Source organism: Pseudoalteromonas sp. MMG005, from assembly GCF_018101015.1.
In the GTDB taxonomy this organism is placed as follows: Bacteria; Pseudomonadota; Gammaproteobacteria; order Enterobacterales; family Alteromonadaceae; genus Pseudoalteromonas; species Pseudoalteromonas aurantia.
On sequence record NZ_JAGJEK010000017.1, the window covers coordinates 38,330 to 61,673 of the forward strand.

At 36.4% G+C, this 23,344-nt stretch carries 12 protein-coding genes and 1 pseudogene; 7 read left to right on the plus strand and 6 right to left on the minus strand.

Features of this window, described 5'->3' with window-relative positions; genetic code table 11:
- Nucleotides 1-40: 40 nt before the first annotated feature.
- A complete protein-coding gene (locus tag J8M01_RS14405) occupies nucleotides 41-1,252 on the plus strand; it encodes a tyrosine-type recombinase/integrase (protein WP_211052512.1) in 1,212 nt (403 codons plus the stop codon).
- A 162-nt stretch (nucleotides 1,253-1,414) separates the two neighbouring features.
- On the opposite strand, the gene J8M01_RS14410 is transcribed toward J8M01_RS14405, so the two are convergent.
- Both J8M01_RS14410 and J8M01_RS14415 read right to left on the minus strand, forming a co-directional pair.
- Entirely contained in the window at nucleotides 1,415-2,407 is a 993-nt protein-coding gene (locus J8M01_RS14410; RefSeq protein WP_211058457.1) for a hypothetical protein, read from the minus strand.
- Between the two features lie 660 nt (nucleotides 2,408-3,067).
- Nucleotides 3,068-6,124 (minus strand): FAD-binding and (Fe-S)-binding domain-containing protein, encoded by a 3,057-nt coding sequence (locus J8M01_RS14415; RefSeq protein WP_211058458.1) that lies wholly within the window; start codon nucleotides 6,122-6,124, stop codon nucleotides 3,068-3,070.
- A 156-nt stretch (nucleotides 6,125-6,280) separates the two neighbouring features.
- On the opposite strand from J8M01_RS14415, the gene J8M01_RS14420 reads away from it, so the two are divergent.
- Nucleotides 6,281-6,484: a PGPGW domain-containing protein gene (locus J8M01_RS14420; RefSeq protein WP_211058459.1), complete on the plus strand. Its 204-nt coding sequence runs from the start codon at nucleotides 6,281-6,283 to the stop codon at nucleotides 6,482-6,484.
- 42 nt (nucleotides 6,485-6,526) lie between these two features.
- Here the strand turns inward: J8M01_RS14420 and ppsA are convergent, their stop codons facing one another.
- Nucleotides 6,527-8,902: a phosphoenolpyruvate synthase gene (gene ppsA / locus J8M01_RS14425; protein WP_211058460.1), complete on the minus strand. Its 2,376-nt coding sequence runs from the start codon at nucleotides 8,900-8,902 to the stop codon at nucleotides 6,527-6,529.
- 142 nt (nucleotides 8,903-9,044) lie between these two features.
- Between ppsA and J8M01_RS14430 the strand changes: the two genes are divergently transcribed.
- Nucleotides 9,045-9,854 carry a pyruvate, water dikinase regulatory protein gene (locus tag J8M01_RS14430; RefSeq protein WP_192509328.1) on the plus strand — a complete coding sequence of 270 codons (810 nt, stop codon included), beginning with the start codon at nucleotides 9,045-9,047 and terminating at the stop codon, nucleotides 9,852-9,854.
- A gap of 34 nt (nucleotides 9,855-9,888) precedes the next feature.
- Here J8M01_RS14430 and J8M01_RS14435 read toward each other — a convergent pair whose 3' ends face one another.
- Together J8M01_RS14435 and J8M01_RS14440 are read right to left on the minus strand one after the other, a co-directional pair.
- Complete coding sequence (locus J8M01_RS14435) at nucleotides 9,889-11,244, minus strand: 3-deoxy-7-phosphoheptulonate synthase class II (protein WP_211052507.1); 1,356 nt, start codon at nucleotides 11,242-11,244, stop codon at nucleotides 9,889-9,891.
- Between the two features lie 263 nt (nucleotides 11,245-11,507).
- Nucleotides 11,508-12,192, minus strand: a pseudogene (locus J8M01_RS14440) (IS30 family transposase).
- A gap of 2,785 nt (nucleotides 12,193-14,977) precedes the next feature.
- Here J8M01_RS14440 and J8M01_RS14450 point away from each other — a divergent pair.
- Nucleotides 14,978-15,850: a DNA replication terminus site-binding protein gene (locus J8M01_RS14450; RefSeq protein WP_211058515.1), complete on the plus strand. Its 873-nt coding sequence runs from the start codon at nucleotides 14,978-14,980 to the stop codon at nucleotides 15,848-15,850.
- A gap of 4 nt (nucleotides 15,851-15,854) precedes the next feature.
- Here the strand turns inward: J8M01_RS14450 and J8M01_RS14455 are convergent, their stop codons facing one another.
- Nucleotides 15,855-17,069, minus strand: coding sequence for a replication protein A (locus tag J8M01_RS14455; protein ID WP_211051683.1), 1,215 nt, complete (start codon nucleotides 17,067-17,069; stop codon nucleotides 15,855-15,857).
- Nucleotides 17,070-17,763: 694 nt separating this feature from the next.
- On the opposite strand from J8M01_RS14455, the gene J8M01_RS14460 reads away from it, so the two are divergent.
- From J8M01_RS14460 to J8M01_RS14470, 3 genes are all read left to right on the plus strand, one after another.
- Nucleotides 17,764-18,996: an AAA family ATPase gene (locus J8M01_RS14460; RefSeq protein WP_211058461.1), complete on the plus strand. Its 1,233-nt coding sequence runs from the start codon at nucleotides 17,764-17,766 to the stop codon at nucleotides 18,994-18,996.
- An 18-nt stretch (nucleotides 18,997-19,014) separates the two neighbouring features.
- Entirely contained in the window at nucleotides 19,015-19,977 is a 963-nt protein-coding gene (locus J8M01_RS14465; protein ID WP_211058462.1) for a ParB N-terminal domain-containing protein, read from the plus strand.
- Nucleotides 19,978-20,155: 178 nt separating this feature from the next.
- Nucleotides 20,156-23,260, plus strand: coding sequence for a DEAD/DEAH box helicase (locus J8M01_RS14470; RefSeq protein WP_211058463.1), 3,105 nt, complete (start codon nucleotides 20,156-20,158; stop codon nucleotides 23,258-23,260).
- Nucleotides 23,261-23,344: the final 84 nt, after the last annotated feature.

A 23,344-nucleotide genomic window follows, 5' to 3' on the forward strand; every position in this document is an offset into this window, starting at 1 on the left:
CCTCTACCATAATAGCTACTTAATATCGGACATATAGAATATGCTTACCCCACTTGTCGATACGTTGAAACAACTTCGCTATCAAATAGCACATATTGAAGACGATACACTTATTCAAGAATACCCAGAGCTTAATGCATATTTGTCTACACTGAACCATGAAATTCCGAGGGCGCTCGAAGATATTGAGTTTTTATACCAATTCTTATATGTTTATGGCCGAAAATCAGAAGCGACATTTAACCGATTCAGAAATGAATTGGAACGGTTCTATTTGTGGTCTTGGAACTTTAAACAGATGTCGGTTTTTGATTTAAGGCGCGAAGATATCGAGGCGTATGTTGAATTCGTTGTGGACCCAGATAGTAATTGGGTGTCGAATTCTGTACAGTGGCGATTTAAAGATAAGCAAGGCGTGCGCTGTGTAAATATAGCATGGCGTCCATTTGTATATAAAGAGAATGGCCTAAGCCAACAAACATTTGCAGCCATGTTCACTGCACTTAATGTGTTTTATAAATTCGCAATTCTGGAAGAAAAAACGTTTGCCAACTTTGTACCTGTGGTAAAAAAAAATAGCCCCTATTTAATAACAGAATCACAGATAAAGTTACCTGATACATTGAGCAATTTACAGTGGGAATATGTGTTTGGTGTAACAAGGGATTATTGTGATGCTAAACCTGAGTTAGAGCGTAATTTGTTTGTGCTAGCCTGTTTAAAAGGCTTGTACTTACGTATTTCTGAATTGTCGGAGCGGCCGCAGTGGTCTCCTGTTATGTCACACTTTTGGCAAGACCCTGATGGGTTTTGGTATATTAGAGTTATGGGCAAAGGTAATAAACTCCGAGATGTAACTCTGAGTGAAGATTTTATCGTATATTTGCGTCGTTACAGAGAATATCGAGGTTTACCTGCGTTGCCGAGAGTTGATGAGCCCTCTCCAATTGTGCATAAATTACGCGGTCAAGGGGGAATGAATGTCCGACAAATTAGGCGGATTGTACAACAAAGTTTTGACTTGGCGATTGAATCTTTAAAGCAAGATGGCTTTTCGGATGAGTCAGAGCAATTGGAAGCGGCAACAGCACACTGGTTAAGGCACACCGGTGCGACTCATGATGCTCAACATCGCCCACTTAAACATTTATCTGAAGATTTAGGGCATGCCAAAATCGCGACCACTGATCAAATTTATATTCAAACTAACATTAAAGACAGGGCTAAGTCTGGAGCTAAAAGAAAACTCTAATTAGATTTTAATCAGCATAGTTGGGAACTCAAAGTTATTAATGTGCATCATAATGTATAAGTTAATTATAAATTAGTAAAAACATCAAGCCCTAATATATAGGGCTTGATGTTGGGTTAAACTAATAAAAGTCGTTGTGTAATACGACGATGTGCATCTAAATTATAGGCCTCGTAATTTTGCAATTACGCTATTAAAGTCAGAGCCTTTGATTTCTGCGGCGTACGCGATGCGCATTTGGTTTAGGTATTCATATGCCATTTCTTCAGCTTCCATTCTACCTATTCTAGAGGCGTTCCATGTTTTTGATGGTTTACCTGGAAAACTTGCTGTTACTAGGCAGTCTACCGGCGCCATAGGGGTATCTTCATCAATTTCAATTGTTATGCTGTTTAAGGTTTGCTCTTGATATAAATTAGACTCTAAATTTGAGAATTCACCACCCCAACATCTGCTACCTATACTACGAACATAACCGCGAGTGTATGCATGGCTGCTTGCTAAGCTACCAAGTTCTTCCAGTTTTGTCGCCATAAGATTACCTTGATTCTTAACATAGGCCGCGCTGATGAACCCTTTCACATGACGTTCGGTTAAAACTGCAATATTAAGTGCTGCCATTGTTGAATAAGAAGATGTTAATGCAAATGCTTTTGTATTGTAGCTTGCCTCGTATGCCCTATGATGACGTAAAGAATTTACATATGTTAATAGTGAAGTAAGAATTGAAACATCAAATTGGCTACTATTTAGTGAGTCTTGATAGTAATCAAATGTTGTACTGAAAGCGGCTAGATCACTTTTTGCATCATACACTGCATCATTGATCACCACACCTGACACAAGGCTTTCTATTTTTTCAAGGTCTTCAGAATGAAGTCTTACAATTTGAGGACCCGCTGGACCACCGCCAAATAGTAAATTTGAAATAAAGTCTTTAGCACCCCCTTTTATTGCGCTCTTTGCACCATCAAGGATCCAACCTCTAATTAATGCGCCTGTTATAAAACCTTGTGCTGCAGCGGTATTTGCTTGATCAATATTTAGTATATCAGCTGAATGCATTGCTGGATTTATTGCTTCTTCAGTTGAAGCTGAAGTATTAAAAGAGCCGAAAAGTATAGCCATAGTAGCTGCGATTGTTTTTATTTTCATTTTATTATCCTTTAAAATTGCTTTTATTTATTAGGTTGGTAACTTCCAAAAACCTATTTATTATTAACTTTAAGCTAATGGACAGCCAAAAATTTAACAGAGAGCATATTGGATTTCAAATTCGGTAATTTAGAGTTATTGCTTTAACTATCAACATGATGGATTTTTTGATGTTGCTACTCTAATGTTTTTATAATTAATAAAGGTATTAAAATCAATGGGTTACTGCATTTAGTTACTCAATGGTAATCTATTCTTATTGAATATTATATCGCGTTTATATATTGATTTTTGTTTGTTTTTTCAAGTGGCAGGTCATTAATTGCACATGCATTACTATTAAGAAGGTTCTAATATTTTCATATCTTTAGCATTTATTATAAATAAATCATGTGAATTACTATGATTGAACTGTTTAATTTTTTTGGAGAGTTACAGAATAGTTAACGAAGCAAACAAACACTTTGAGATTTATCTATCTCCAATACATAGGAATATAGAATAGTTAAAGTGTGATTATATAATTACTGATGGAGCATTTGTAAAGAAAGAATACACTACTAGTGAGGTTATTAGTGTATTCTTTCTAGCTTTATACGTTATGTTAAATTGTGGGTTGTATGATTTTCACTTTCCCTAACACCCCATTTTATTTTAAACTCAAGAGCGTAGATTAGCGGCAATAAACTCTATTGGATGCTTAGGCTTCCTATTTTCATAGCGCTTTACTTGGCTTCGGCATGAGAATCCCGTTGAAAGAAGGTTTCCTTTGGCTGTTTTTTCTACATGTGGTTTCCAAGACATATTGTAGAGTGACCTTGAGTTTTCTTGGTTTTGTAATTCATGCCCGTAGGTACCTGCCATACCACAGCAACCGGTGACTGGGGTATTGAGTGTTACACCTAGCTGACTAAAAATGGATTTCCATATCTGGCTTGCGTTTGGTAATGCAGTAGTTTCTGTACAATGAGAAAGTAAGGTATAGTGTTCTTTCTGACTTGCTTCTGTTAAAGATATACTTTGCCAATTTTGTTTTTCAAGCCACTCATGAGCGAGCATAACTTCAAAGCTACCACGTAAATCGCTAAGCAGAGTTTTGTATTCATCACGGTAGACCATAACGAGAGATGCATCCAAGCCAATCATTGGAATTTTATAATCATTGAGAGAGTTCAAAAAATCACACGCAGTTTTAGCTGTTGACTTAAACTCTTTTAAAAATCCCTTAACATGTTGTGCTTTACCATTTGGCAAAAATGGTAATAAAATAGGGTTAATTCCGAGCGCCGCAATAACTTCAATACATGAAGAAACCAACTCAGCTTCATAGAAACTTGTAAATGGATCTTGCACGATAAACACAGATTTTTCTAGTTCAGTCTTTGACATACGTTCTAGTTTTGTTTGATCGAATAGATATTTTTTATTTACTCGGTTAACGAGAGTTGGCGTACTTAATAAGGGAGTGTCAACATATCCAAAGACTTTCTTTATCACATATGTTGTTGGTTTACTGGTTACAACAGGGTTAACAACAGAACCGAATTTTGAAAGTACGGGTGCCGTCTTTTCTATGTTACTGACCAAATAATCTTTTAAAGGTCTATTGTATTTACTGTGATATAAATTTAAAAATCGAGATCTGAAAGTGGGTACATCTACTTTTATAGGACAGGCTGTAGTACAAGCTTTACAAGCTAGACACTCATCCATAGATTCTTTAACTTCATGTGAAAAATCATATTGGCCTTTATTTTTTTCTCGGGTATTTAAGTACCTTTCCCACCAAGTAATGTCATTCTCTTTATTGATCAATTGTTTTTCAACATCAATAATATTTACGTTCGCTTTTTCTTGTAACCGCAGCCATTCCCGAATTAAACTGGCTCTGCCTTTTGGTGAATGTCTTCGGTCTTTTGTTACTTTATAAGAAGGACACATTGGTGAAGATTCATCGTAGTTATAGCAAAGTCCATTACCATTACAGTTCATCGCATTTTCAAAACTGTCACGAACTTTGATATTAATTTTTTTGTCGAACCAAGCTCGCTTTTGTGAGTCGACACTTACTAACTCATCACTGCTTTCGATTGGTGTGCAAATTTTTCCTGGGTTTAATCTATTATTCTTATCAAAAGCAGACTTTATTTTTCTTAACTCAGTAAAAAGTATTTCACCAAAAAATTCTGGACCATATTCACTTCGATAACCTTTACCGTGTTCACCCCACATTAAACCTCGGTACTTTGCTGTTAAAGCGACTACTTGATCTGAAATTTTGCGTAATAGTTTTTCTTGTTCTGGATCACACATATCAAGTGCGGGTCGAACGTGTAGGACACCCGCATCGACATGGCCGAACATGCCGTAATTTAAATTGTGGGAATCTAATAAAGCTCTAAACTCTACAATAAAATCAGCGAGGTTTTCTGGTGGGACTGCAGTGTCTTCCGCGAAAGCGAGTGGTTTTTGTTTTCCTTTCGTGTTGCCTAATAGCCCAACTGCTTTTTTACGCATGGCATATATTTTTAGAATATCGGCTTTATCATTTATAAGTTGATAGCCGATCACACCAGCCTGTTTATGTGCGATCAATTTGTCTAATTCTTTGCACAGTGATGAAATTTTCCCGTCCATTTCATTTTCGGTTTCACCGTTAAACTCGACCATATTGAGTCCTTGCATCTCGATGCCAGGAACACTGGTTATTAAGTCTGATACGGAATGCCAGACAATATCTTCTTTTGCTAAATTTAATACTTTACTGTCAACCGTTTCAACGGACGTTGCTTGAGCGGAAACTAGAAATGGTGAATTTCTTAATGCTGAGTCAAAACTATCATACTTAATATTGATTAATGTTTTGAACGGTGCAATTGGTGTAATATTTAGTTTGGCTTCTGTGACAACACCCAATGAACCTTCAGAACCTGTAATAATTCTTGATAAGTCAAAATTCTCGAGTGTATTATCGAATACGTTTTCAAGATCGTAACCCGTTAGGAAGCGATTTAGCCTTGGAAACTTAGATAAGATCAACGCTCGGTTTGAATGACAGCTTTCTATCACTTGTTGATAAATTTGTGACGCCCGCCCTTCTTGAGCGGCGATTAATTGTGCTTTTTCAATGGATATTTTCCGGGTATTAAGCTCGGTTCCATCAACCAAATAAGTTTTCAAGCCTAAAACATGATCACTGGTTTTGCCATATACAAGCGAACCTTGACCTGAAGCATCGGTGTTGACCATTCCGCCAATAGTTGCTCGATTACTTGTTGAAAGATCAGGCGCAAAGAAAAAACCATATGGTCTAAGGTAATCATTTAATTGATCTTTTATGACACCAGCCTGTACTTTAACCCACTTTTCTTCCACATTTATTTCTATGATTTCACGCATATGACGTGATAAGTCAATGACGATGCCGGGAGTAAGTGACTGACCATTTGTGCCTGTTCCCCCGCCTCGAGGCCCAAATGTTAACGACAAAAATGGATCTTGCTGCGCACAATGCAATGCGGTTTGAATATCTTTGTTATTTTTTGGATAAATTACGGCTTGTGGCACATTTTGATAAATGCTGTTATCCGTGGCAGTTACTAAGCGAGTAGCATAACTGCTGTCTGTTTCCCCTAAAAAACCATTGTTTATTATAAGGTTGAGGTAATCATTGAGTAATTCACTTGCGGTATCTTGCTGATTTATATTGGCAATCATGACGGTAATAATTTATTGCTTTTAACTAATTGTACCACGGAGTGAAGGACAAAAAGTTGAGAAATTTAATCTTTGTTACATATTAAGCAAACTAATACATACTTTGGCTTGTATACTTTAATCATGGTCATTTTGTTAAATAGGGAAAAGTAAAAGATGAAAAAAGTAATGGTCCTTGGGATAGGTGTAGTATTTGTATTTCTTGCGATTGTATTTTTTGTTGTGCCAGGACCTTCAATCATATTCGCAATGGCTGCATTAGTGTGCTTTTCTATATATTATCCAACAGCGAGAAAGTATTTAAGAAAGTTACAAAAGATATTTACTAAAGCGTGTCACAAACTTGATGGTATTAAATAAAAAAGCCGGCAACTTGAGCCGGCTTTTTCAGATTCTTAGATACTAGTCTTTTAGCTTTTCAGCTAGGTATAACCAAGTTTCTAATACAGTATCAGGGTTAAGTGAGACTGAGTCGATCCCCTGCTCTACCAACCATGCTGCAAAATCTTCATGATCCGAAGGACCTTGACCACAAATACCAACGTATTTGCCTTTTGCCTTAGCCGTTTGAATTGCCATCGATAGTAATTTTTTAATCGCTGGATTACGCTCATCAAATAAATGTGCAATTAATCCTGAATCTCTATCTAAGCCTAGTGTAAGCTGAGTTAAGTCATTTGAACCGATTGAGAATCCGTCAAAATACTCTAAAAACTCTTCAGCTAACAGGGCATTTGAAGGTAGTTCGCACATCATAATTACTTTTAGACCATTTTCGCCACGTTTAAGGCCATGCTCTTCAAGTAATTCAATAACGCGTGCTGCTTCTTCTAATGTTCTAACAAATGGGATCATTACTTCAACATTTGTTAAGCCCATTGAGTTACGAACACGTTTGATAGCTTCACACTCTAATGCAAAACACTCTCTGAAATCTTCAGAGATATAACGCGCTGCACCCCTGAAGCCAATCATAGGGTTTTCTTCTTCTGGTTCGTATTGTTGCCCGCCAACTAAGTTTGCATATTCATTAGATTTAAAATCAGACATGCGAACAATAACGCGTTCTGGTGCAAACGCACACCCTAGAGTAGAAATACCTTCAACAAGCTTAGATATATAAAATTCTACCGGCGATTCATAGCCTGCAATAATTTCTTTAATTTCAGCTTGTAACTCTGCAGGTTGGTCAGCAAAGTTGATAAGGGCTTTAGGGTGGACACCGATCATTCTATTTATAATGAACTCAACACGAGCTAGACCAATACCTGCATGGGGTAACTTTGCAAAATCGAATGCACGATCCGGGTTACCTACATTCATCATTATTTTCATTGGTAGGTCTGGCATGGTGTCGACACGGGATGAAATAATATCAAACTCAAGTTGACCTTCATAAATAAAGCCGGTGTCACCTTCGGCACAAGATACAGTAACTTCTTGATTATTTGTTATTAGATCAGTTGCATTGCCACAACCAACGACTGCAGGAATACCTAACTCTCGCGCTATGATCGCTGCGTGGCAAGTGCGGCCACCTCGGTTTGTTACAATCGCAGCGGCGCGCTTCATGATTGGTTCCCAATCAGGGTCGGTCATGTCAGTTACAAGTACATCGCCCACTTGGACTTTGTCCATTTCGTCAATGGAGTTTAATACGCGAACAACACCTTTGCCAATTTTATGGCCAATTGCTCGACCTTCTGCAATGACTTTAGATTGAGATTTAAGTTGGAAGCGCTCCATGACGTTTGAATCTTCATTTGAACGCACGGTTTCTGGACGGGCTTGTACGATATACAATTTGCCATCGTTACCATCTTTTGCCCACTCGATGTCCATTGGACGTCCATAGTGTTTCTCGATAATAACAGCTTGCTTTGCTAGCTCTTGGACTTCGTCATCTGTTATAGAAAATTGTGCTGATTGTTCAGCGGCAATATCAATAATTTCAACTTGCTTACCATGAGACTCGTCTGATGAATAAACCATTTGAATTGCTTTAGAGCCAATGTTACGTCTAACAACAGCTGGTAACCCTTTAGCAAGCGTCGGCTTATGAACATAAAATTCATCAGGATTGACTGCGCCTTGGACAACCATTTCTCCCAGTCCATAACTAGAAGTAATAAAGACAACATCTTCGAAACCAGACTCAGTATCGATGCTGAACATAACACCAGATGATGCTTTGTCTGAGCGGACCATGCGCTGAATGCCCGCGGATAGAGCTACACCACGGTGATCGTAACCCTGGTGTACACGATAAGATATTGCTCGGTCATTAAATAATGAGGCGAATACGTGCTTAATTGCAACCATGACGGCGTCAATACCACGTACATTAAGAAATGTTTCTTGTTGTCCGGCAAATGATGCATCTGGCATATCTTCGGCTGTTGCAGAAGAACGCACTGCGAACGAAACATCGGAATTTGTATCACCGTGAAGGGTATTATAAGCGTCGTGAATTGCTTTATTAAGTTCTGGTTGGAATGGAGTATCGATGATCCATTGTCTTATTTCGGCACCAACCTTGGCGAGTGTAATAACGTCATCGACGTCTAGTGTGTCTAAAATTGTGTGGATCTTTTCGTTAAGTCCAGATTGCTCTAAAAACTCATTAAAAGCATCGGCTGTAGTAGCGAATCCACCAGGTACTTGTACACCAGCGTTAGAAAGGTTCGATATCATTTCCCCAAGTGAAGCGTTTTTACCACCAACTCGAGGTACATCTTGCATACCTAACTCTTGATACCAGAGAACGTAGTCTTGCACGGAACTGTCTCCAAAACAAATTGTATTTAATGTGAGAGATTGTTTGACCTTTAGTATAGGTCAAGGGCATTCTACACTGGCAAGCACGCTTACGTAAACCACGGAAGCGAAAATTCAGCTAATTTGTAAGAACAAGGTTAAAATGAGAACTGCATTTTATATATCAGATGGTACTGCAATTACATCGGAGGTGTTTGGGCACGCGACACTTTCAATGTTTCCCGTGGAATTTAATCATCAAACAATCCCATTTGTTGAAACAGTCAGAAAAGCTGAAGAAATCAAAGAGCTTATTGATTTAAATGCAAAAAATACAGGCGAACGGCCACTCGTATTTTTTACTTTTGTGAATCCTGAATTGTCAGACATTATTTTGTCGTCTCAGGGGGTTTGTTATGACTTTTTGGCATTAGCTAGTAAGGTGGTTAAAAAGGAATTGAATGTAGAGCCTGTCCCAAAAATACATCGAACTCACTCAATTCATGAAGCGAGTTACGACTTTAGAATAGATGCTGTTAATTATGCATTGGCAAATGATGATGGGGCAAATATTAAAGATTATGAACAAGCTGATATAATTTTAGTTGGTGTGAGCCGATCAGGTAAAACCCCGACGAGTTTATATTTGGCACTTCAGTACGGGATAAAAGCAGCTAATTATCCAATCACTGAAGATGATTTAGAAAAAGGCAATTTTCCTAAGTGTTTACTCACTTACAAAAAGAAGTTGTTTGGGTTAACAATAAATCCAGAAAGGTTAGCGGCAATAAGAGAAGGGAGAATGGCAAACTCTAAATACGCTTCACTACGTCAGTGTAGAATTGAAGTGAGAGAAGTAGAAATGTTATTTAAAAAGCATAAAACCCCTTACTTGAACTCAACAAGTCATTCTGTTGAAGAGATATCAGCGAAAATTATTTCTGAAACGGGTTTAACTCGTAGGAAATATTAAAAGGCTGTATTACAGCCTTTTAATTTGCCTTAACTTAGACTTTGTTTCGCGCATCTTTAAGTAAATCAGCGACAAGAAAACCGAGTTCTAATACTTGGTCAGCATTAAGACGAGGGTCACATTGAGTCCGGTAGCGCTGTGCTAAATCTTCATCAGACAGACCGTATGCCCCACCAACACATTCTGTAACGTGTTGGCCTGTCATTTCTAAGTGGACACCACCTGGATAAGACCCTTCCGCTTTATGTACTGCGAAAAATTGGCTGATCTCACGCAGAATATTATTGAAACTTCGCGTTTTATATCCTGTACTCGCCTTTTCAGTATTTCCGTGCATTGGATCTGAGGTCCAAACAACTTTTCTGCCTTCGTCTTGTACTCTGCGAACAAGGGCTGGTAGTTTTTCTGGTAGTACGTCTGCCCCCATTCTTGTTATTAGCGTCAAACGTCCAGGAATGTTATCGGGGTTTAGCGCATCAATCAACTTTATGAGCTCATCAGGTGCCATACCTGGACCTACTTTTACACCAATTGGGTTTTTAATGCCTCGGAAAAATTCAATGTGGGCATGGTCTAGTTGTCGTGTGCGTTCTCCAATCCAAACGAAATGTGCTGAGCAGTCATACCAGTCACCTGTTAGGTGATCCCTGCGAGTAAGTGCTTCTTCATACCCCAATAAGAGTGCTTCATGAGATGTATAGAGTGACGTTTCTTTTAAACTTGGCGCTACGCTTGAATCAATACCACACACTTCCATAAACTCGAGTGCGTCTTGAATCTTATCAGCCATTTGCTGATACTTTTCTTTAAGAGGGTTTGCCGCGACAAAACTCATATTCCAACGGTTTACTTGGTGTAAATCAGCTAAACCACCCTGCGCAAATGCACGTAATAAGTTTAGTGTTGCTGCGCTATGGTGGTAAGCCGTCATTAATCGATTAGGATCTGGAACGCGGGACGCTTCGGTAAACTCAAAGTCATTTATTATATCACCACGATATGATGGTAAAGATACCCCATTAATTGTTTCAAAATTAGAAGAACGAGGTTTTGCGTATTGACCTGCCATTCTTCCTATTTTAACAACAGGGCATTTTCCGCCATATGTCAAAACAACAGCCATTTGTAACAGTGTTTTAAAAGTATCGCGAATATTCGCTGCATTGAAATCAGAGAACGATTCTGCACAGTCACCGCCTTGAAGTAAAAAGGCTTTGCCTTCACAAACATCTGCTAAACTCTTATAAAGACTTCTTGTTTCTTCAGCAAAGACTAAAGGTGGAGCTTTATTTAGTTGATTCTCAATATCGATTAACGCGCTATTATCTGGGTATTCTGGTTGTTGAACAATTGGGTGTTCTCTCCAACTGTCAGGGTTCCAAGGTTTCATTAATTTTCCTCATTCTAATGTAGTGTTACCTCACCACGAAAGTAACGTATAGACGTACTCGCTTCAAGATAAATTTAGTATTTATTTCAGGAAAGAACACATCATCCTTAAAGGGTTCACAAGTGTCAACTTTACAACCCAGATTAGGTTACATATTTACGTAGAACACATCATACTTATCCCTAAATAGGATGTCTAAGCATCAACATAAATCTTAAAAACGCTAACCAGAGAAACACATCTAAGTGCGACACTCTCTAATATCAAGCGGCCATTATAATTTCTTTGAAAATAGCTGCTAGCTGCTTGAACCCTAAACTCGTTCTAGGACGGTTGTTAATTCTTTATTGGGCAAACTGAATATCTTCATCCGTTACTTTTCTCAAGTCTGTGCCTTTCTTCACATATTGTCTCAACAGACCATTCGCGTTTTCGTTTGCGCCTCGCTCCCAAGAGCTATACGTATCCAGCGAACTCTCTTTAAATTGCATGAGCATCTCTATTGTCGCCTTTGTCACTGCATCCTCCGATTTGGAAGGCACTTTCGTAGCCAAATAAAATCGACTTTTTCGCTCTAAGATGGTGACGATAGAACTTACCACCTTGGCGATTATCTCGCGCAACCCATTGATGGCTAACACACACTCTTACGCTGATTAGAACATTAGAAATTTGTTCAGGGCTCGAATCGATACCAAGAAAAAAACGTACAAATTCAATATGCTTAGCAGGTATCCGATACTTGCGAGCTATTTTGCGCCTGCTAATAGAATAAGTGTGAGCATTCATAGGGCAATATTGACCATGTGTTTGGTTTCTTTTTATCTCACGATATACCTTTGCACGATGGCACTTCACTGTTTTGGGAATTTCAGTAATTGAAATTCCCAGTTCCAAAAGGGTGAAAATCTGGTACCTTCTCTCCTCGATCAACTGCTGATAACTCATAGTAGTACTGCTTGTTTCTTTGCCGCAAAGAGCGTATGTTGGCTTCCTCTTCTACACCTTTCTATGAGTGTCGCACTTAATATATGAAATCAGGACTAAGTAAAATTCATTCTTAAAAAAGTAAAAGAGCCTCTGACAATTAGTGCTCCTTTTATGGTAATTAAGAGACGGGTCAACTCCTCAAATCTGCATTGTTAAATAACTAAAAAGATTAAAATAAGATGGCAAAAAATAAAGATACCTTATTTCAGCCTAAGTATAGAAAGGTTCTAAATATAGATAAATCGCTAACTTTATCTCACGAGCTAGATCTTATATGTATGAAAAAACGATTATTAGATTTCTAGTAACCACGAAAATATTGGCAATGTAAGTCAAACAAGAACGCTCTTAAGGATAGCAATGAGGATTAACAAATAGTATTATGTTAAATTAAGTGTAGTTGGTAATTATTCTTATAGATTATTAATCTCCCAATTGTTGGCTTTGAGCTTTCAATTTTAAATTTGGAAAGTCAAACCTTGAGCACTAAATTCAGAAAGTTAATTAGTAATCTGTAGCTCTATAAATCAAAGCCTAGCCTCTGAAGCATATGCACCCATTTTTAACAGTTTATCTAGAGCTGAAGTAATCTTTGAAAGTGACATAAGATAAATAATGAAATAGAAATGTGTGTAACTCAAGCCAATTTTGTACAGCTATTCAGTAGGCCTAAAGGTAATCAATTAGTGTCGTGTGGCCTTTCAAAATATAGATAAGTTACCATTAATTTATGATTTCACGTACTTCTTGAAGTATTTCGAGCAAGTATAAAGCTAACACTTTTTCGCGGTAACTTTGGTTAAAACTTTTCACACTACCATTTTGATAAGGGGTACCCTGTCTTATATAATCTAGCTTGATGTTTTTTCCAGAGCCCAACTTTCTAACCCAGTAGAAATAAATTCAGGACTATTGTCGACTCAAATCTGATTAGTTTAACGCGCCAAGTCATGGTGTAATTTAGTGTACTGTTCACTTTCTCAGTTCTTAAACCTGTATCGACTTCAATCGCTAGTCCTTATCGATTGAAGTCACCACGTGTGTTCAATGTTTCTAAAACAATAGCCTGAGTTTAATACATCACTTATAAATTACATCGACCAAGGTTCATTATATTGATTTGGTACTCTCAATGGGTGAGGTGTTAGCATGTATAAACACGTTCAACACATTTTTTATTCCAAGCCTTGCCTTATTACAAATACTTTTTGATCTTTAATTATATTCGTCTAGCACCATGAGTGCGTCAATGAACTCATCATCTGACGGAAGTTTATGTTTGTGATAAAAAACTGAGCGACTTAGCGCTCTTACTTGACAAGGAAAATGCGACGCTCACTTCAAATTTAGCTCTTAACTGTTCTACCCAAACCTAGTGCCTACTTATTTTTACGCCTTTTTGCGATGATATCGTCATGCATATCAGATACTTTAACCTATTAGCTTACGGTTTTATTCTTCAGCTATTTAACATCTGATGCTTACATACTTTGAACGTCAGTTTTAAAAGGAGCTCTGGCCGATCCCATGTTTACGGTAAACTTCAGGCATATGAACACCCGACTCAATTTTATTTGTCATGCATACCTTAGAGTTCCAATGACCTTGCTTTTTCTCATTGTAAATTTTTCTATTTTTGTTATTGAAAAATTCTACTTATGTTTTGTTTTTGGAGGAAATTACACTGATTAATTTAAAGGTGCACCTGTAATGAAAAATTGAGTTAGCCCCATCAAAGCTTGAGTTAATTAAGTTTAATAGACTTATTATTCTGTTCAATGTTAAAATAAGGAAGTAGAGAACACATCATACTTTAAATTCAATACCAGCAACATAATCTTTTAACCTAACTAAATAATATAGCCCACAAAACACATTTTTTTACTGCAGCATGAATGAACTATCGAGGCTCTGATCTACTCTAAAGCAAAATAGTACCTTTAATGACAAATTGAGTTAGCCCCATCAAAGCTTGAATTAATTAAGTTTAATAGACTTATTATTCTGTTCAATGTTAAAATAAAGAAGAAGAGAACACATCATACTTTAAATTCAACATCCGCAACGTAATCATTTAACCTAACTAGATAATACAGCTTACAAAACGCATTTTTTACTGCAGCATGAATGAACTATCGAAGATCTGCTCTAAAGAAAAATAGTACCTATAATGACAAATTGAGTTAGCCCCATCAAAGCTTGAATTAATTAAGTTTAATAGACTTATTATTCTGTTCAATGTTAAAATAAGGAAGTAGAGAACACATCATACGTTATATTCAATATTTACAACGTAATCATTTAACCTATCTAAATAATACAGCTTACAAAACGCATTTTTTACTGCAGCATGAATGAACTATCGAAGATCTGCTCTAAAGCAAAATAGTACCTATAATGATAAATTGAGTTAGCCCCATCAAAGCTTGAATTAATTAAGTTTAATAGACTTATTATTCTGTTCAATGTTAAAATAAGGAAGTAGAGAACACATCATACTTTATATTCAATATTTACAACGTAATCATTTAACCTATCTAGATAATATAGCTTACAAAACGCACCTTTTTTACTGCAGCTTGAATTAACTATTTTATCAATAGTAGCAACATAGTAAATCGGATAAGCAACGGACTGGATTTTGAAGCCGTTTATTAGACTTGCCATTAGATTCAATGTTAAAATTAGAGATAGCGAAAGAACACATCATATACTATATATAATAGGAACAATCGTCACTAACATGATAACGCCATTTTCAATACGATCTCATTTTGATTATTTACACGAACAGATTTCTCTATTTTGCGAAGAGTTAGCGGAAGCTGATATCATCTCTGCAGATTACTACCAGCTCCCTCTCATAACTAAAGAAGATGAGAATAAAGCGCCGGAAACCATTCATGTAGAAAAAGTTTCTGGAACAAGTGCGCTAAACAAAGCAATAAACGCTTACAAAGACCTTTATTTAGATAAAAAAATAAGCGGTAAAATAATCCAACGTCACCCAGGGCTAATAACGGTTAACGATAAAAATCTATATATACAATCAAGATTAAGAGAGGTAAATAAAGCCAAAAGTGATTTTAAAAACCTTATCTTATCTATTGAAAATAATGATGCCCGCTTCGATGCTGTGCACAGTGCCATCCCTAATTTGGTTACTCTTGCAGCATATAGAAAAATCCATAGTGAAATAGCAGACCCTTACTCAATTCGATTTACTTGGATGACAAAACATGCTATACGCACATTATCAAAAGATACAGCACTAAAAATGTTGAATAACTCATCAAATTACACAAACCCAAGAATGATCGATCAACAGTCTTGGACATCTCTTGTAGAAACTGAAAAACTAAGAGTTTCAAATTTAAATGAAAAAAGTAAGCTCAGAATTAGGAGACCAACTAGAGTATCCCCTGAAGTTAATATTCGCTTTACTGCGGAAAATAGATATCACGTTAGTGCAGCGCTCCCATTTATTTTATTTAACCCAGATAGAAATACAAAGCTTGGAACGCTAACTAATTATGAAAAAGTAGAAAATCACCCAAGAAAAAGAGCATACAACTTTCTTGTTGATAGAATATATTTAGAAAAATTAGGCGAATAATCGGTTATTTTTTAACTATCTGCTCAAGAATTTCTTCATCAATAACTTCTACATCTTCAACAATACGTTTGCCACCTTGAATTTCTATTCGTTTATTATGCTTATTTAGTGCTAATATTTCTTCACAAAACTGAGCAGAAGGATGCATTTCATACACATAATCTATGATTTTTCCACTATTATCGTCTTTAACATTGCTTATACTGTAATCAGAAATCGCACCTTTTTCAATTAAGTCCTTCATTGTTGTAGTCATATCTCGACGTAGTGCTTTTAATTTATTCTCAACAATTTCATCTGTTGAATAAATAGAGCCATATTTTTCCATTATTGACAAAAGACGGAAGTGGTAAGTTTTTCCTGGCGCTGCATAGCGCCATAAATGATATAGACGAAGCATCATCCAGCGGGATAATCCACGCTTTAACTCTTGCGCACTGTTAAAATAGTAACCTTTATACTCTAAATTATCGATCATATTATGTACAAACGCATTGAGACATGCGACACATTTGATATTGCCACCTTGCCCTTTTTTCCCACTAAAATGTAGGGAAGATAGGAAATTCATATTTGACTCATAAAATGAATCATCGATATCCGTATTTTTTGTATCTGTCGCTGAATATTTAAATGACAATTTAGAACCTTGCAATGCCTCTAAAGATTCTTTTATTTGTGGGTAAGGCATTGATTGTCCAACGGCTTTTAACTCTTGAGCCAATTCATTCATCGAAAAAATTACAGCATATTGAATACCGGACTTAAAATTTATTTTAACTATTTTGCCTTTTGAAGCTAGCCGAATAAGTGCCCGCTCTACTTTTTCTTCTCTGTCAGAAGGCCATACAAGATACTCGACATCTTCCCCTTCTTTTTTACTACTCACTACCGCAGGCGTTATTTTTATTTCACCTTCGTATAAAATGCCATCAACTTTTTCAGATATACGACGAGTAATGATTGTTTTTTTTGGTGCTTCTTCTAACGGTAGTTTTTTGTGCCCAGAGCGAACAAACCGTCCCCATAAATCATAATGATTAAAAGTATTAGAGTATGCACGTAACCCATGAGCTGCATTTTCTAATGATACTCGAACATCTTTATTATCAGTAAATAGCGCTAAACTTTCATTATCAATAGCACTTTCCACACCATGGATCTGACCACGCAATGAATCGGGCAGATTATCTACAGAGATGTTCACCTTTCGGCTCATTATATTACTTCCAAAATTTATGACAGCTAATAACAACATATTCATGAACAAAAGTTAATGATTTAAGTTAGTACAAAAGTGATCTGGACGTTTTTTTTTTCATAGATCCAATTTTTACCAACTAAGAAATATTTTGGATCAATATATTACTAACATAGAGTATATTTCCGGCCCTGCTTTCAAAAAACCTTTCAAATATACGTCAAAATAAGGCGATTCCTTAACGCTATGTGGATAACTTTAGTCTCTGTTGGTATAGATCAGATCTATACTTAGAATGGATCCGATCCTAATCTACTAGATCTATGAAGTACAAAAGAAAATGTTTATAACTTATTGAATTTACTTAGTATAAACACGATCCAACTCAATAGTTTTGTGAGTAACTGTGTGCATAAGCTGTGCTCAATTAACCTTTTCAGTTTATACTTAGTAGGATAGTGATCTGGGAGTACATAAAGATCGGATCTTTACTTCGTTAAAATCCGATCTGACATTTAAATTAATCTTGAATATTATCAATGGTTTAGTTGTTATTTTTATGCTCTATCCTTTAATACCTATATACTTAACCAATTTAATCTTCTTATTTATTCTAAAGTAAATTGAATTGATACTATGTCTTTATATTTTTATGTTTACTACTAAAGTAATGGACATTATAATGTTTGGTATCAAGTCAAGGATATCGCGTATGTCAATCAATAATAAAGCACTATCAACCTATCGTTTGTTAAAAGCAACCGCTGAGGTTGCTGAACAATCATTAGAAGGTCGAATTCAGCATTACAGAGCTCATTTAAAAACAGATGAAAAAGAGCTTAGAACATACACTCAAAAAGCAGCTGCCGACTTATTAGGTTGTAACAATAGAACATTGAAAAGGCGACATGATCAAGGAGACTTCGATCATTTGCATATTCAAAAAGGTGCAAACGGACATTACGCATATACATTGGCTAATATTTTTTCTATGGCTGACATTCTTGGAGTTGCAGCAGATCAACGAAAGTCAACTGATAAATTACAAGTTATCGTTATCAATTCACTTAAAGGTGGTTGTGGTAAAACAACATCACTTGTCAATATCGCAGCAGCACTTGCAACAACAAATATTAAAAGATACAGAATTGGCATAATAGATCTAGATCCTCAAGGATCATCATCAAGCTTTTTTCCTGCGAATGATCCTGAACCAATTACGGTTGGCGATTTAATGAGAGATTGTATTGAATTAGATCAAGGTGAAAGTTGGTCTGATGTTGTTACCAATGCTTTTAAAGAAACCCATATTCCAAATATTAGAGTATTACCTTCAGGAATGGATGATTTTTATTTTGAACATGAAACAGCAACAGAACTGAAAGAGAGTTCAAGCTATGATCAAACTCGGCATTACCATAAACTTTTAGAAAGAGTGATAACCCCAGTTGAATCACAATTTGACATAATTTTAATTGATACTGCCCCATCATTAAATTTTATGTTTTATAATGCATTAATGGCATCTACAGCAATGCTCATTCCTGTACATCCAGAGGCTGTCGATTTTGATGCGAATAACAAATATTTAAAAAGACTTGGTGAGATATATCATACTGTCGCAGCACTGGGTCATGAGGGCTGGGACTTTATGCAATTTTTGGTTACTAACTATGTTAAAGGTAATCATTCGCAACGAGATATTGTTAAAGACGTTCGCAGTGCATTTGGTCGACAAGTTATGAGTTATCCAATAAATCATAGCTCAGCAATAACCGCGAGTTCCTCATCGTTTAATACTATTTTTGATCAAAAAACATCTGATAGCTTAGCCAGTAGAGAATCTTTGGTAAAATCACAAGAAAATATAAAAGATGTTGTCGATGAATTAGAAATGTTAATTCGTTCTAATTGGTTATCTACACAATCATCACTCGGTCAATGATAAAAGGTTTTTAATAACATGGCTAAAAAACGTAAAAATGACACCCGTTTAGATCCTTTTGCAACTCCAGTAGAAGGAAGTAGTCTGGATGATCTATTGGATCAAGCTAAAATTGGTGATGTGATCACTATGCCTGCACCAAGTGATCCACAACGTACAATTACATTAACCTGCCAAGTGATAAAATCACATAATATAGAAAATCATACTCAGGTTTATGGTCAAAATAGACGTGAGCAATCATTACTAAATGAAAAGTCCGTCGCAGATATCTTACCAGCGATAAAAAATGATAAGAGAAACCTCCACCCGGCTCTGTGCTGGCAAAAAGGACAACAACAATGGGTCTTATCAGGTTCAAGGAGAAGAAAGGCCTGTATGCTCGCTGAGGCTGATTACGTTATACTCACTTCTTCTGATTTTAATGATCAAGATGCTAAAGCATTAGCTATTTCATCAGATCAATACATTGCACCGAGTCTATGGGAATTAGGACAAGCTTATCATGCCACCAAAGTTTATCTTATGGAGCAAGGCTTAAAGGGGTCATATCGCGAGATCGGCTCACTTGAAGGCGTATCTCATACAGCTGTCGCTGATGCTTTAAAAGCATTTGAATATATTCCAAAGGAAGTCCTTAGCTTGTATCCAACAGCCAATCATTTGGGTAGAGAAGCTGCAAAGAAATTAATTGAAGCTATTAAGCTTAATAAAAATGCATTCGAAATTAATCATTTAAATATTCATGATCAAGAATTTTTGAATGATACGGTCAGTGATGAAAAGCGAGCAATGTTGATAACCCATTATTTAACAACATTTGAAAACAAACCGGCCCGCTCAGAAGCTTTGTTAGACAACAAATTCATTAAAGTTCAAAGGAACCTTAAAAGTGGCGACGTAACAATTAAAATTGATAGTAAGGTATTGACTCAGAAAAGAATTGATCAATTGCAAAAGCTATTAGCTAATTACAATTAATCCACATAATTAAGTTAGCAAAATAATAGAAAAATTTTAACTGGTTGAAATACAAGCAATGAGAATTAATTCGCTACTCCAACCAGTTAAAAATCGCGACTTTATTACGAGATAACCCTTTTGGTAGTTCCTATAATTTCATATACTGGCGAAATATTTCATTTTACATGCTGAACTGATGTCAACGCAGTTATCTAAAGAACAATTATTTGCATTGTTCGAAGAAATTAAACAGGAACAAGCAACACAATTTCCTTTGTCTGAACGGTTTTTGAAGCAGTACTTCAATAGCGCTTTATTAGTCAAAGCGAAGGAATATTTAAATAATTCGCAAATTAGTTACTTAGATCACTCGGATGACTTTTCTCGTATAGATTCTCAAGTATTAGGCAATTTTGGGAATACTTTTTCTCAGTATATTAAGATTTCTCAAGTTAATAATTCAGCTCGTGTAGAGGCCCAATGTACGTGCTCTAACAATCCCAAGTGTCGTCATATTGCTGCAGTGTTGCTTAAATTAAAAATAGAGCACTCAGGCGGGTTTGGAGAAGCTTATTTAGTTAACGACTGGTTTAATGAGCTTATTCAATTACAACAAGATAGCATCCAAGGCGCCAACAACGTTTTGTTATTTGTTTTAGAGCCTCATAACAAAGAAGTGCTGTTAAGCCCAAAATTATCACCATTGCGGCCTGATGGTCTGTATCCACTAGGCCGACCATTATCGGAACAACAACTAAATAGCCATATCCCTCTTCAAGATTTACTCGAATCAGACTTTAGGTTATTTAACTGGATCCGTTCGCAAAACCCACCGGGTCATTTCGAATTATTTGGACGCTGGGGGTTTACAGCGATTGAGCAACTGGTAAAAACAAAACGATTTTACCTACAAACTCAACGCCAACCTTTGACATTGGGTCATCAGCAACGGTTGCAGTTTGTTTGGGATATGAGCCAATCTAATGCGCAATTATGTGCTCAATTATCTTCCATTGATAACTGGTTACTACTTAGAACTGATCCGCCAATGTATGTAGATACAGATAAGTTGGTGCTTGGTAGGATAAACTCCGAACTCAGTGCCGCAGAAATCGCTCATTTACAAAGTATGCCTAGTGTTGCAAACGATCAGTTGCAGCAAGTCATGAAGCGATTTTCAGAGACATTTGCAACTGATGTAATTGGCAGTCCAAAAGGGGTCGTAGCGCCTACTCATTCAGTACATTTACGTACAAGGCTTAATATTGTAAAGCTCACACCAAGTAAAGGCTTTTCATTGTCGATTGATAAAACTGATGAGCTTTCTAAAACGGAATATGCAAAATACATTAAGCGATGTGAAAAAGTACTATTAGGCTTGGGTCTTTTAATTGAAAATGGATTGTTTTTATTACCTGTAAATGATGCAAATGGAGTACATTGGTTTAATCACGAGGTGCGACCTAAACTGCAATCGCAAAATTGGCTTGTTGATGAGCTAACACATGAGTTAACAGTGCAAACGCCTAAAATTACATTGTTACTAAAGCGAGATAAGCAGCACCATATTTTAGGTAAATTGATGTTTGATGGTAAGTCTATCTTACTTGATTGGGATGTGACTGAGCCACTTGATGTCAATAATTTAGCTGATTTGCATCAGTATATTCAAATTGCAGATCAGTTCTATGCAATACCTACACTTACTTTTAATGAATTGCTTGGTTTGAAAGCTCGATTTAGTTATTACAGTTCAAGTCAACAGTTCAAGTTTCCTTTATCGTACGCCAGAAAGCTCTACGAGTTAGAGAATACCACAGTGGTAAGCTCAGATGCGAAATTGACTGACTATTTAGCTGAACTTGATTCACCCCAAAGCATTCAGTTTAATATCCCATCTACTGATAGCCAAACGTTTGTACTACGAGATTATCAAGAACAAGGAGTACGTTGGTTAAAGTTTCTGAATAAACATCAGCTTGGCGGTATTTTGGCTGACGATATGGGTCTTGGTAAAACACTGCAAGTGATTGCTTATTTTATTAGTCAACATAATACATTAATGACTCAGCCTAGCTTAATTGTTTGTCCTACGAGTCTGGTAAGCAATTGGCAGAATGAATTTAAGCGGTTTGCACCGCACTTAACATTAACTACAGTGCACGGCTCCGATAGAGAAAAAACGTTAGAACGTGTACATACAGCTCGGTTTATATTAACAACTTATCCATTGTTAAAGCGTGATTTGCATTATTACAAAGGCCTTAAATTTGATTCTATTGTACTGGATGAAGCTCAGTATATTAAAAACGAATCAGCACAAGTATCTAAATGTGTTAAGCAATTACAAGCGGAATTTAAATTGTGTCTTAGTGGTACGCCTGTTGAAAATAATTTATTGGAGTTAAAGTCATTACTGGATTTTGTGATGCCAGATGTTTTGGGAACTAAACAACAATTCAAGCACTACTTTCAAATTCCTATTGAAAAAGAACAAGATATTGCTCGTGCTAACGAGTTGAAAGCTTTAATTGCCCCTTTTATTTTAAGGCGCACAAAAGTGGATGTTGTTAAAGAGTTACCAGATAAAACGGAATTAATCAAAGAGCTTGAATTTACTTCAGAACAAGCGAATTTATATCACAGTGTCCAGACCAAAATTGAAGATAAGTTATTGACATTGTTTAAAGAGCAAGGAGCGCAAAAAAGTAAACTTGTATTTTTAGATGCGCTTTTAAAGTTGCGTCAGATTTGTTGTCACCCACAGCTTGTGGATAAGCAAGTTAATAGTGAAAGTGCTAAGTTTCAGTGGCTTTGTGAACACCTGCCCGTCATGCTATCGCAAGGAAGAAAAATAATTATTTTCAGCCAATTTACATCAGTACTGGAATTAATTGCAAAGCAATTGACTGAAAGTGAAATCGGATTTTCAACTTTAACGGGCCAAACACGAAACCGTGAACGTGTAATAAGTACGTTTACAGAAGGGCTATGTGATGTATTTTTGATTAGTTTAAAAGCGGGTGGCACGGGACTAAACTTGACACAAGCTGACACCGTGATCCATTTTGACCCATGGTGGAACCCTGCAGTAGAAAATCAAGCGACGGACCGAGCCTATCGTATTGGACAAGATAAACCGGTCTTTGTTTATAAACTTATTATGGCTAATTCTATTGAGCAAAAAGTGCATAGTATGCAGCAGCAGAAGCAGGCGTTGGTTGATGCTTTATTTGAAGATAAGAGCTTAAATTTAAGCCAATTTGATGAAACTCAGATGTTAGAAATGTTGAAATCATAAAATAATTTTGAAATGAGTGAAATAATTCTGAACTAACTTCAAAGTATGCTGTCTATTATTATGCTTATTGGCAGCAGTGAGCTT

Excerpts from the sequence above, each read along its gene's own strand:
- J8M01_RS14450 (WP_211058515.1), top strand. The coding sequence starts at position 14,978 with ATGATAACGCCATTTTCAATACGATCTCATTTTGATTATTTACACGAA.
- J8M01_RS14470 (WP_211058463.1), top strand. The coding sequence starts at position 20,156 with ATGTCAACGCAGTTATCTAAAGAACAATTATTTGCATTGTTCGAAGAA.
- J8M01_RS14460 (WP_211058461.1), top strand. The coding sequence starts at position 17,764 with ATGTCAATCAATAATAAAGCACTATCAACCTATCGTTTGTTAAAAGCA.
- J8M01_RS14410 (WP_211058457.1), bottom strand. The coding sequence starts at position 2,407 with ATGAAAATAAAAACAATCGCAGCTACTATGGCTATACTTTTCGGCTCT.
- J8M01_RS14405 (WP_211052512.1), top strand. The coding sequence starts at position 41 with ATGCTTACCCCACTTGTCGATACGTTGAAACAACTTCGCTATCAAATA.
- J8M01_RS14465 (WP_211058462.1), top strand. The coding sequence starts at position 19,015 with ATGGCTAAAAAACGTAAAAATGACACCCGTTTAGATCCTTTTGCAACT.
- J8M01_RS14435 (WP_211052507.1), bottom strand. The coding sequence starts at position 11,244 with ATGAAACCTTGGAACCCTGACAGTTGGAGAGAACACCCAATTGTTCAA.
- J8M01_RS14415 (WP_211058458.1), bottom strand. The coding sequence starts at position 6,124 with ATGATTGCCAATATAAATCAGCAAGATACCGCAAGTGAATTACTCAAT.
- J8M01_RS14455 (WP_211051683.1), bottom strand. The coding sequence starts at position 17,069 with ATGAGCCGAAAGGTGAACATCTCTGTAGATAATCTGCCCGATTCATTG.
- J8M01_RS14420 (WP_211058459.1), top strand. The coding sequence starts at position 6,281 with ATGAAAAAAGTAATGGTCCTTGGGATAGGTGTAGTATTTGTATTTCTT.
- J8M01_RS14430 (WP_192509328.1), top strand. The coding sequence starts at position 9,045 with ATGAGAACTGCATTTTATATATCAGATGGTACTGCAATTACATCGGAG.